The following is an 8,859-nucleotide window of genomic DNA, read 5'->3' as shown; positions in this document are numbered from 1 at the left end:
GTGTTGATGTGCTTCGTGAACTCCTCCGCGAACACCGCATACAGCGCAGGGTCCATCAGGTGATCCCGGAGCCCCGACAGGATGGTCTCTTCCATCCGGTCGCGGCGGATCGTGCGCAGGTTCGAGCAGGTGCCCTTGTTGCGGGCCGTGGCACATCCGAAATGCTCGGCGCTGATCTTCACGAAACCACCGCCGCACACCCCGCACTTGAGCAGACCCGAGAACAGTGTTTTCGGGCGGCGCCGGTTCCAGAAGCCATCCTTCGGCGCGACCGTGGCGGGCACATCACCCTTGGAGCCCTTTCCGTGCGTGTCCACACCGGTCTTCTTCTGTCGCGCCTTCACCCGGTCCCAGAGGTCCTTATCGACGATCCGCATTTGGGGGACGTCCTGGATGATCCAGTTCTCTTCCGGGTTCAGGCGCGAGACGCGCTTGCCGGACATGGGGTCCTTGACGTAGCGGAGGCGGTTCCAGACCAGACGGCCGATATAGAGTTCGTTGTTCAGGATGCCGGTGCCGCGCTCGCGGTTGCCGCTGATGGTGCTGAAGCCCCAGGCCTTGCCCGAAGGGCCGGGAATGCCGTCCGTGTTCAGGCCGACGGCAATGGTTCGTGAGGAGCGTCCGACCGCGTATTCGTCGAAGATGCGGCGAACAATGCGGGCCTGATCTTCGTTGATGGTTCGCTCGCCCCGGATCGGCTCTCCGTTGGCGTCGAATGCTTTGACCACGTCGTAGCCGTAGGTCAAGCCACCGCCGGACTTTCCGGCCTCGACGCGCCCGCGCAGGCCCCGGCGGGTCTTGTCGGCCAGGTCCTTGAGGTACAGCGCGCCCATCGTGCCCTTGAGGCCGATGTGTAGTTCGTTGATCTCGCCTTCGGACAGCGTGACGATCTTCACCCCCGCGAAGGAGAGGCGCTTAAACAGCGCGGCGATGTCTTCCTGATCGCGGGACAGGCGGTCGAGGCTTTCGGCAACGACGATGCTGAAATGCCCCCGCCCGGCATCGGCCATGAGGGATTGCACGCCCGGGCGCAGTAGGTTCGATCCGGAAATCCCCCGGTCCGAATAGACCTGATGCAGCCGCCAGCCTTCCTTGTTCAGGCGCTCCTTGCAGATGCGCACCTGATCGTCGATGGAGGCGTCGCGTTGCAGGTCCGAGGAATAGCGGGCGTAGATCGCGGCGAGGGTCATGGCGCGGACTCTTCCGGCGGGAGCGGCTGGGCAGACATATGCGTGCGGAGGAGGCGTTCATACTCCGCTTCCGCTGCCTGCCGCGCAAGCAGTTTGACGAGCGCGACCACCCGGGGGTCCAGGGTCGCCGAGCCGTCCCCGTTCTGCTTGGTGCCGCGCGTCGGCCGCGATGTGGGTGCCGTATCCATGGCGCCAGTGTAGGCCGACCTAGGTCCCGGAATTCCTCGCGGGAACGGGCGGGCCGCATGTGCGGTCCGCCCGTTGGTGACCCGGCTTATGGCCTCGGGTGCGGTTGAGATCCGCGCCGGGCCAGTTCCCGGCGGATCGCCTTGATTGCGGCGAAAGCCGCCCGGCGGTCCGGGCTGTCCGGTGCGCTTCCGGCGATCACGGTGAACGCCGCGCGCAGCAGGCCGTGCAGGTCCGCGGTTGGTCGCCAGACCAGATCGGATGTGGTGAGACCGTGCATGGTCGTATCCTCCATCTCGTGTGTGGAGGCCCCGCCCATCGGAGCCTTTCGCCCCGTCCCGACATCATCATGGGGTCAGAAGGCATCCGTGGGCGGGCAGGCCGCCCGCACGCGCATGGAAGGATCATCAGGCCAGCACGGTGGTCCGAACCCGTCCGTTCGTCCCGGTCCAGCCCGCCGCGCTGCACCGGTCCGGCTTCGGCTTCACGAGGAATCATCGCCCGCGCCCGGTCGAGGCCGTCAGAGAAAGAGGACGTCTTCGGTTTCGTGACGGATTTGACAGGAGAGGGAGGGTCCTTCTCCGGCCCGTCGACCGCACGAAACAAAGGAGACGGACCATGTCACGCGAAACCACCCCTCGGCAGGACATCTACACCCGGGTCACCGACAGCATCATCGCCGAACTGGAAAAGGGCGTGCGCCCGTGGGAGAAACCCTGGAGCGCCGAGCACGCCGCCGGTCGGGTCAACCGGCCCCTCCGGCACAACGGTGTGACCTATGCGGGGATCAACATCCTCATGCTGTGGGCCGCCGCCCTCGAGCACGGCTTCGCCTCGCCGATGTGGATGACGTTCCGGCAGGCCAAGGAACTCGGCGCGCACGTCCGAAAGGGCGAGAAGGGCTCGCCCGTCGTCTACGCCAACACCATCACCCGCACCGACGAGACCGACGACGGCGAGACGGTCGAACAGCGCATCCCCTTCATGAAGGCCTATTCGGTTTTCAACGTCGAGCAGATCGAGGACTTGCCCGCGCACTACTACACCAAGCCCGAACCTCGGGCCGACGGCCCGCGGCGCATTGCCCACGCCGAGGCCTTCTTCGCCAATATCGGCGTCAAGATCGTCTCCGGCGGGACCGAGGCCAGCTACAACGTGGCGCTCGACCGCATCCGCATCCCTCCGATTGAGGCGTTCCGCGACGCGGACAGCTTCTATGCGACCCTTGGGCATGAAGCAACGCACGCGACTCGCCACCCCGACCGGTTGGCCCGGGACTTCGGGCGCAAGACGTTCGGCGACGAAGGCTATGCCCGCGAGGAACTGGTGGCCGAACTGGGGGCGGCGTTCCTGTGCGCCGATCTCGATCTGACGCTGCATGTCCGTGACGATCACGCGGCCTATATCGACCACTGGCTGGGAATCCTGAAGGCGGACAAGAGGACCATCTTCTCCGCCGCCGCCCATGCCCAGCGCGCCGCCGACTACCTGCACAGGCTTCAGCCGAACACTGAGGTGGATCCAATCCCAAAGATCAGCGAGGCCGCCGAGTAGGCAGCCTTCTTGCGCTTCACGGCTCGACACAGTGGCGCCGCGTCTGCCCCGGGCGCAACGCTGTGTCGCGCAGACGAAAAACACCCTTTGCGTGTTTGCTGTTGACTTTTGTACGGCCAAGCCGTACACTGTATGTATGAAGCTGAGAACCGTCCGGCACCGGGGCCTGAAGCGCCTGATTGAAGACGACGATGAGCGCGAGATACGCGGCGATCTGGTCAAACGCCTGCGCCGGATCCTGTCGGCCTTGCTGACCACCGAGGACATGGAGCGGTTCGAGGGGCCGCCCGGGTGGCGCGTCCATCAGCTTCACGGAGACCGGGCCGGGACCTGGAGCATCTCGGTCTCCGGCAACTGGCGTCTGACGTTTATATTGCATGACAACGAAATACACGACCTGGATTTGGAGGATTATCACTGATGAGCGAGCCCATTGAAAAAATCGGTATGAGGCCGTCGCACCCCGGCGAGTTCATCCGCGAAGAAATTCTGGAAGAACTCGGCTTGTCCGTTTCCCGGGCGGCCGAGGTGCTGGGCGTGCGCCGGGCCACGCTCTCCGACCTCGTCAACGAAAAGGCGGGTCTCTCTCCCGAAATGGCCCTGCGCATCGAGAAGGCCTTCGGCGTGTCCATGGACACCCTGCTGCGCATGCAGGCGTGGCACGACGTCTTCACCATGCGCGGCCGCGCCGACACCATCGACGTCAAGCCCTACGTGTCCGCATGATCGCCCGGGGCCAAACCATGCCGAAATCCCTTCGCGACAAGATGGCCGAATTGCCGCCTGAGCGCTGGGCCAGGATCGAGGCCGAGGCTGACCGCCTTCAGGTCCAGGACCGGTCATCGTCGGGCGCGTCCGCTTCGGCACCGGCGGAGGCGGAGTCGGGCGGTTCGCCGTCCGACCCTGATGATTCCCCTGATCCGGCATAATCCGGTTGCGTAATCCGGCATAATCCGGTATATTTGCCGGTATGGTCAACACGGACTCGATACAGATCTCGCCGGAAATTCTCTCTCTCATCGCCGAAATCGACGAGTTCAAGGGTGCTTGGCGCGCGCTTGGCACACTGGCCCCGGAACGTCTGAATGCCCTGCGGCACGTGGCGACCATCGAAAGCATCGGGTCATCCACCCGGATCGAGGGCAGCCGGTTGACCGACCGTGAGGTCGAGCGCCTGCTGTCCGACCTGCGAATCACTCGGCTGGACAGCCGCGATGAACAGGAGGTCGCCGGATATGCCGAGGTCATGGACACCATCATCCATGCCTGGGCGGACATTCCGGTCACCGAGAATCACATCAAACAGCTTCACCGCGACCTTCTGAAGCACAGCGCCAAGGACGAACGCCATCGCGGGGCCTACAAGACCCTGCGCAATGACGTCGGCGCGTTCGATGCGGACGGCACGATGATCGGCGTGGTGTTCGAGACGGCGACGCCTTTCGACACACCGCGTAAGATGGAGGCTTTGGTGGCCTGGCTGGCCGAAGCCCGCGAGGTCGGGCGGCTCCATCCGCTGCTGATCGTCGCCGTGTTCGTCGTCGTCTTCCTGGCAATCCATCCCTTCCAGGACGGCAACGGACGGCTGAGCCGAGCGCTCACGACGCTTCTGCTGTTGCAGGCGGGGTATGCCTATGTGCCGTATTCGTCGTTGGAGAGCGTGATCGAGCAGAACAAGGAGGGCTACTATATGGCCCTTCGCCAGACCCAGGGCACCATCGACACCGAAGCCCCGGACTGGCAGCCCTGGCTGGTGTTCTTCCTGCGCGCGCTCCAGCAACAGAAGCGCCGCCTGGAGGACAAGGTCGAGCGCGAACGGCGCGCTCAGACCGAGCTGACGGATCTCGCCATCCGCATTCTCGACTACGCGCGCGACCACGGCCGCGTCACGACCCGCGACATGGTCCACGAACACGGCGCCAGCCCCAACACGACGAAGGCCACTTTCGCCTCCCTCGTGGCCAAGAGCCTTTTGGTCCGCCATGGCGCGGGCCGTTCGACCTGGTACGGTCTCCCCTGAAGGTCACCCCCCCGCGCGGTTTTAGAGGAAGAGGACGTCTTCGGTTTTGTGACGGAGTTGAAAGGAGAGGGAGGGTCCTTCTCCGGTCCGTCACAACACCAACAAAGGAGACGGCCCATGACCTTTCTGCCGAAATCCATCCACAACCGCCTGCTGGCCAACGGCCGCCGCCAGGACCCGGTGCGCGGCACCGATGACGAGATCGACTTTCATCCCGTTGTGAAGCTGTTCACGCCGGACGCCAATTGTACCTGGCTGCTGACCGAGATTGACCCGGAGGAGCCTGACATCGCGTTCGGCCTGTGCGACCTGGGGCTCGGCTTCCCGGAACTTGGCTATGTGTCGCTCGCGGAACTGGCGAGCGTGCGCGGGCGGCTCGGCCTCCCGGTCGAGGTCGACCGGCACTTCAAAGCCACCAGGCCCATCAGCCGCTACGCCGCCGACGCGACCGCCGCCGGCCATATCGCAGCGTAAGGGAGGCAGTCATGAGCACCAACATCACCCCCGCCCACCGCGACGCGTTCGAAGCCCTGACCAGCGGAGATTACGACAACCTCGCCCTGTTCTCCTGCTTCGTGAACGGGCAACCGGCCTCGGCCATCGTCGCCATCACGCCGGACGATGACGGCAACACCCTCAACATCCACCCGCTCTTCGTCAGCCTCACACCCGACATGGTCCTGACGGACCATGTCGGCGTCGCGGCGTGAGCGGCTAACAGCACAACACCAAGCGGGCGGACGCCATTATGAATCGTTATCGCATCAATGCACTATCTATGTTCGAGAGACCAAGAATCACATTGTGCAATCCATTCCCTAATCACATGCGGGCTTGCAAGTTCGCCATATACGTAGATGGTTTTGTTATCCTTCCCGGGGGCGCCTTCGTAAATTATGCCAAGTATACCGTAGTCTCCTTCATTTGTTGACCAGAAGATTGGTCCGCCGCTCATACCAGAGTAGCTAATACCGCAGGCCGGTTTTTTTATTTCAGAAAACATCGTAAAGCGCGAATCAGGTCTGCGTGATAATTCAGCGAGTATCTCGACCTGAGGCAATGATACCCGATAGCCAAGCTGGCCATCCGGTTTATGATATTTCATTCCCTCGGGGAAGCCAACTGCGTAAGCATGTTTTATGTCTTCTGGAATGTCTTTCATCGTATCTATATTCATCGCTTCTTTTCCAATAAAAGAAATGTGTTTAGAGCAGATCTCGCGGATAGCGATATCGGGTCTCGTTTCGCCGAACTGAGGGCTCGGCTGCATGAATCTGTCAATAACAACATAAAACCCGTTTTTCATTGTCCTCATACTGTACGTCCCGACATTGCCACTGGCGGCCACTACGTCACGATAATGCTTAACAACGTGCTGGCAGGTGATGCCATAGGTGCGCCCGTTCGTCTTGACAAATGTAATCGTACCATTCCTGAGTGCTGCATTCGGTTGTGCCATTTTCGGCCAATGGGCCTCATTCTCCACATCTTGCGTGATGGCGAGGGTTGCGCAGTGAATCGCTGCGTTGCGGTAAAGTTTATCAGCGATCGGGTATTGGGCCATGCGTTTGGGTTTCCTCATTTGGGTGCCAGTGAGCGACATCGTTTCATTGGCGTGCAATGCTGGATATAAACTCGGCCCGCCGTGGCGGCAGAGCATATCTCTTGCGCCAGCATAGACCGCAACACAACCGTAAGTAAGAGTCCAGTCAGGTCTTCGTGACGGGTTTTCAGAGACGGGAGAGGGCTCCTGTCGGCCCGTCAGGGAGACCTGACCATGACGCACGATCCCATTTCCGCCCATACCGCCGAGGCCATCGCCGACGCGCTCGCCACGCCGGGCGGGCATTTGTCCATCGGTTATGGCGGATTCACGCTGTACTTCGGCGCTGGCGCGACGCTGACCGGCTATGATGTGGAGCCCATCAAGGCCGCCTGCCTTTCGGCGGGCCTGCCGGTGATCGACGGCCGGGCCGTGCCCTTCGACGTGCTGTTCGATCTGGTGGTGCGCGGCCCCATGCCCGCCGTCGGGCGGCCGCCCTGTCCGCCGCCGCGCCATGCGCTCTCATACGCGCCGCTGGAGGAGATCGCCCATGCCATGGCGATGGCGGGGGCGGAGGTGAGGAACATCCCCGGCATCGCGCCCGGCGGTGCCAGTCAGAGTCAAAGGACGTCTTCGGGTTTGTGACGGATTCGAGCGGAGAGGGAGGGTCCTTCTCCGGTCCGTCGCAACACCAACGAAGGAGACGTCACCATGACGACCACAACGAAAACCACACCACGTAAATCGAAGCCCGGCAAGGTCAACCTGAGCCCCGTCCGGGAGATTCCGTTCAACAAGCTGGTCCTCTCGCAGGCCAATGTCCGCCGCGTGAAGGGCGGGCAGTCCATTGAGGATCTGGCCGAGGACATCGCGAATCGCACGCTGCTGCAATCGCTCGCCGTCCGGCCCATCCGGGACGAGGACGGCAACGAGACCGGTTCCTATGAGGTTCCGGCCGGCGGGCGGCGCTTCCGCGCGCTTCAGCTTCTGGTCAAGCAGAAGCGGCTGGCCCGCACCGCGCCCGTGCCCTGCATCGTGCGCGAGGACGGCAGCGGCGCCGAAGATTCGCTGGCCGAGAACGTCCACCGCGAGGCGCTGCATCCGCTGGATCAGTTCCGCGCCTTCCAGACCCTTCAGATGGGCGGCCTGTCCATTGAGGACATTGCGGCCCGGTTCTTCGTCACACCCGCCGTGGTCCGCCAGCGTCTGCGGCTGGCCGACGTCTCGCCCAGGCTCCTGAACCTCTATGCCGAGGGCGAGTTGACGCTCGAACAGCTCATGGCCTTCACGGTCACCGACGATCACGCCCGGCAGGAACAGGCGTGGGAGACGGTCTCGCAGCATAGCTGGACCCGCCAGCCCTTCACGATCCGCCGCCTTCTGACCGAGACGGCGATCCCGGCCGACGACCGCCGGGCGCGATTCGTCGGCGCGGAGGCCTACGCGGCCGCCGGCGGCATCATCATGCGCGACCTGTTCAGCGAGGATGACGGCGGCTGGTTTCAGGACATGACAATCCTGGAGCGCCTCGTCGGCGAGCGGCTGAGCGCGCTTGCGGGCGAGATCAAGGCCGAGGGCTGGGCATGGGTCGAGGCCGCGCCGGACTTCCCCTATGGCCACACCAACGGCATGCGGGCACTGACCGGCGAACCGAGCCCCCGCACCGACGCCGAGGAGCACGAACGGCACGGCCTGCTGGCCGAGATCGACCGCATTCTTGGGGCGTATGGCGAGGGCGAGGATCTGACCCATGCCGATGAACGCCGCGTTCAGGAGATCGAGGCACGGCTCGAAGTGCTCGACACCCGCCCGGTGGTCTACGATCCGGTGGAGATGGCCCGCGCGGGCGTGTTCGTCTCCATCGCCATGGACGGCACCGCGCACATCGAGCGCGGCTATGTCCGGGCCGAGGACGAACCCCGCGCCGACGCGCCGGAGACCAACCCGGCGGCGCTCGGTCCCGCGCCGGAATCCGGCGAGACGCCGCCGGTGCAGGTTTCCGAGATCCCGGACGCCGCGTCCCCGGCGGCGGAGAGCGAACCGGAGGACGAGGGCCTGCGCCCGCTGTCCGACCGGCTGGTCTCGGACCTGACCGCGTTCCGGACGCTGGCGCTGCGCGAGGCTTTGGGCCGCAGCCCGGAGACGGCATTTCTGTCGCTGTTGCACGCCCTGTGCCTGTCCACCTTCCAGCCCTGGGCGGCGGAAAGCTGTCTGGAACTGGTCATGCGCTCGGCGACGCTAAACATTCAGCCGCCAGAACTGGCCGAAAGCGCGGCGGCCAAGGCCTTCGAAGCCCGTCATGCCGAGTGGGCAGCTAGGTTGCCCGACAATCCCGGCGAACTGTGGGGGGCGCTTGAGGCCATGTC

Annotated in this window: 11 protein-coding genes; 8 read left to right on the top strand and 3 right to left on the bottom strand. The window is 64.0% G+C overall.

The window, feature by feature from the left end:
• Both BLS85_RS18265 and BLS85_RS18255 read right to left on the bottom strand, forming a co-directional pair.
• Positions 1-1,190 (bottom strand): recombinase family protein (locus tag BLS85_RS18265; protein WP_092788169.1); only part of this gene is annotated, 1,190 nt, incomplete at its 3' end.
• Positions 1,191-1,464: 274 nt separating this feature from the next.
• A complete protein-coding gene (locus tag BLS85_RS18255) occupies positions 1,465-1,656 on the bottom strand; it encodes a hypothetical protein (RefSeq protein ID WP_143027270.1) in 192 nt (63 codons plus the stop codon).
• A 338-nt stretch (positions 1,657-1,994) separates the two neighbouring features.
• On the opposite strand from BLS85_RS18255, the gene BLS85_RS18250 reads away from it, so the two are divergent.
• The 6 genes from BLS85_RS18250 (at position 1,995) to BLS85_RS18225 (ending at position 5,660) form a co-directional block, all read left to right on the top strand.
• On the top strand, positions 1,995-2,930 hold the full coding sequence (locus BLS85_RS18250; protein WP_092788166.1) for an ArdC family protein: 936 nt from the start codon (positions 1,995-1,997) through the stop codon (positions 2,928-2,930).
• Positions 2,931-3,066: 136 nt separating this feature from the next.
• Positions 3,067-3,351, top strand: coding sequence for a type II toxin-antitoxin system RelE/ParE family toxin (locus BLS85_RS18245; RefSeq protein WP_092788165.1), 285 nt, complete (start codon positions 3,067-3,069; stop codon positions 3,349-3,351).
• Complete coding sequence (locus tag BLS85_RS18240; protein ID WP_092788164.1) at positions 3,351-3,656, top strand: HigA family addiction module antitoxin; 306 nt, start codon at positions 3,351-3,353, stop codon at positions 3,654-3,656. The genes BLS85_RS18245 and BLS85_RS18240 overlap by 1 nt, the downstream gene beginning before the upstream one ends.
• 244 nt (positions 3,657-3,900) lie before the next feature.
• The gene (locus tag BLS85_RS18235; protein WP_092788163.1) at positions 3,901-4,950 is read left to right on the top strand and encodes a Fic family protein; all 1,050 of its coding nucleotides are present in this window, start codon (positions 3,901-3,903) and stop codon (positions 4,948-4,950) included.
• 117 nt (positions 4,951-5,067) lie between these two features.
• Positions 5,068-5,424, top strand: coding sequence for a DUF2958 domain-containing protein (locus tag BLS85_RS18230; RefSeq protein WP_092788162.1), 357 nt, complete (start codon positions 5,068-5,070; stop codon positions 5,422-5,424).
• Positions 5,425-5,435: 11 nt separating this feature from the next.
• On the top strand, positions 5,436-5,660 hold the full coding sequence (locus BLS85_RS18225) for a hypothetical protein (protein ID WP_092788161.1): 225 nt from the start codon (positions 5,436-5,438) through the stop codon (positions 5,658-5,660).
• A 62-nt stretch (positions 5,661-5,722) separates the two neighbouring features.
• On the opposite strand, the gene BLS85_RS18930 is transcribed toward BLS85_RS18225, so the two are convergent.
• Positions 5,723-6,514 (bottom strand): hypothetical protein, encoded by a 792-nt coding sequence (locus BLS85_RS18930; RefSeq protein WP_143027269.1) that lies wholly within the window; start codon positions 6,512-6,514, stop codon positions 5,723-5,725.
• 213 nt (positions 6,515-6,727) lie between these two features.
• Between BLS85_RS18930 and BLS85_RS18220 the strand changes: the two genes are divergently transcribed.
• Positions 6,728-7,138, top strand: a complete 411-nt coding sequence (locus BLS85_RS18220) for a hypothetical protein (RefSeq protein WP_092788160.1) — start codon at positions 6,728-6,730, stop codon at positions 7,136-7,138.
• A 66-nt stretch (positions 7,139-7,204) separates the two neighbouring features.
• On the top strand, positions 7,205-8,859 hold a 1,655-nt coding region (locus BLS85_RS18215; protein ID WP_092788159.1), incomplete at its 3' end, for a ParB/RepB/Spo0J family partition protein.

The sequence above is a fragment of the Rhodospira trueperi genome, assembly GCF_900101965.1.
In the GTDB taxonomy this organism is placed as follows: domain Bacteria; phylum Pseudomonadota; class Alphaproteobacteria; order Rhodospirillales; family Rhodospirillaceae; genus Rhodospira; species Rhodospira trueperi.
Note: the sequence above shows the minus strand (reverse complement) of the source record. Positions and strands in the feature narration are given on the sequence as shown.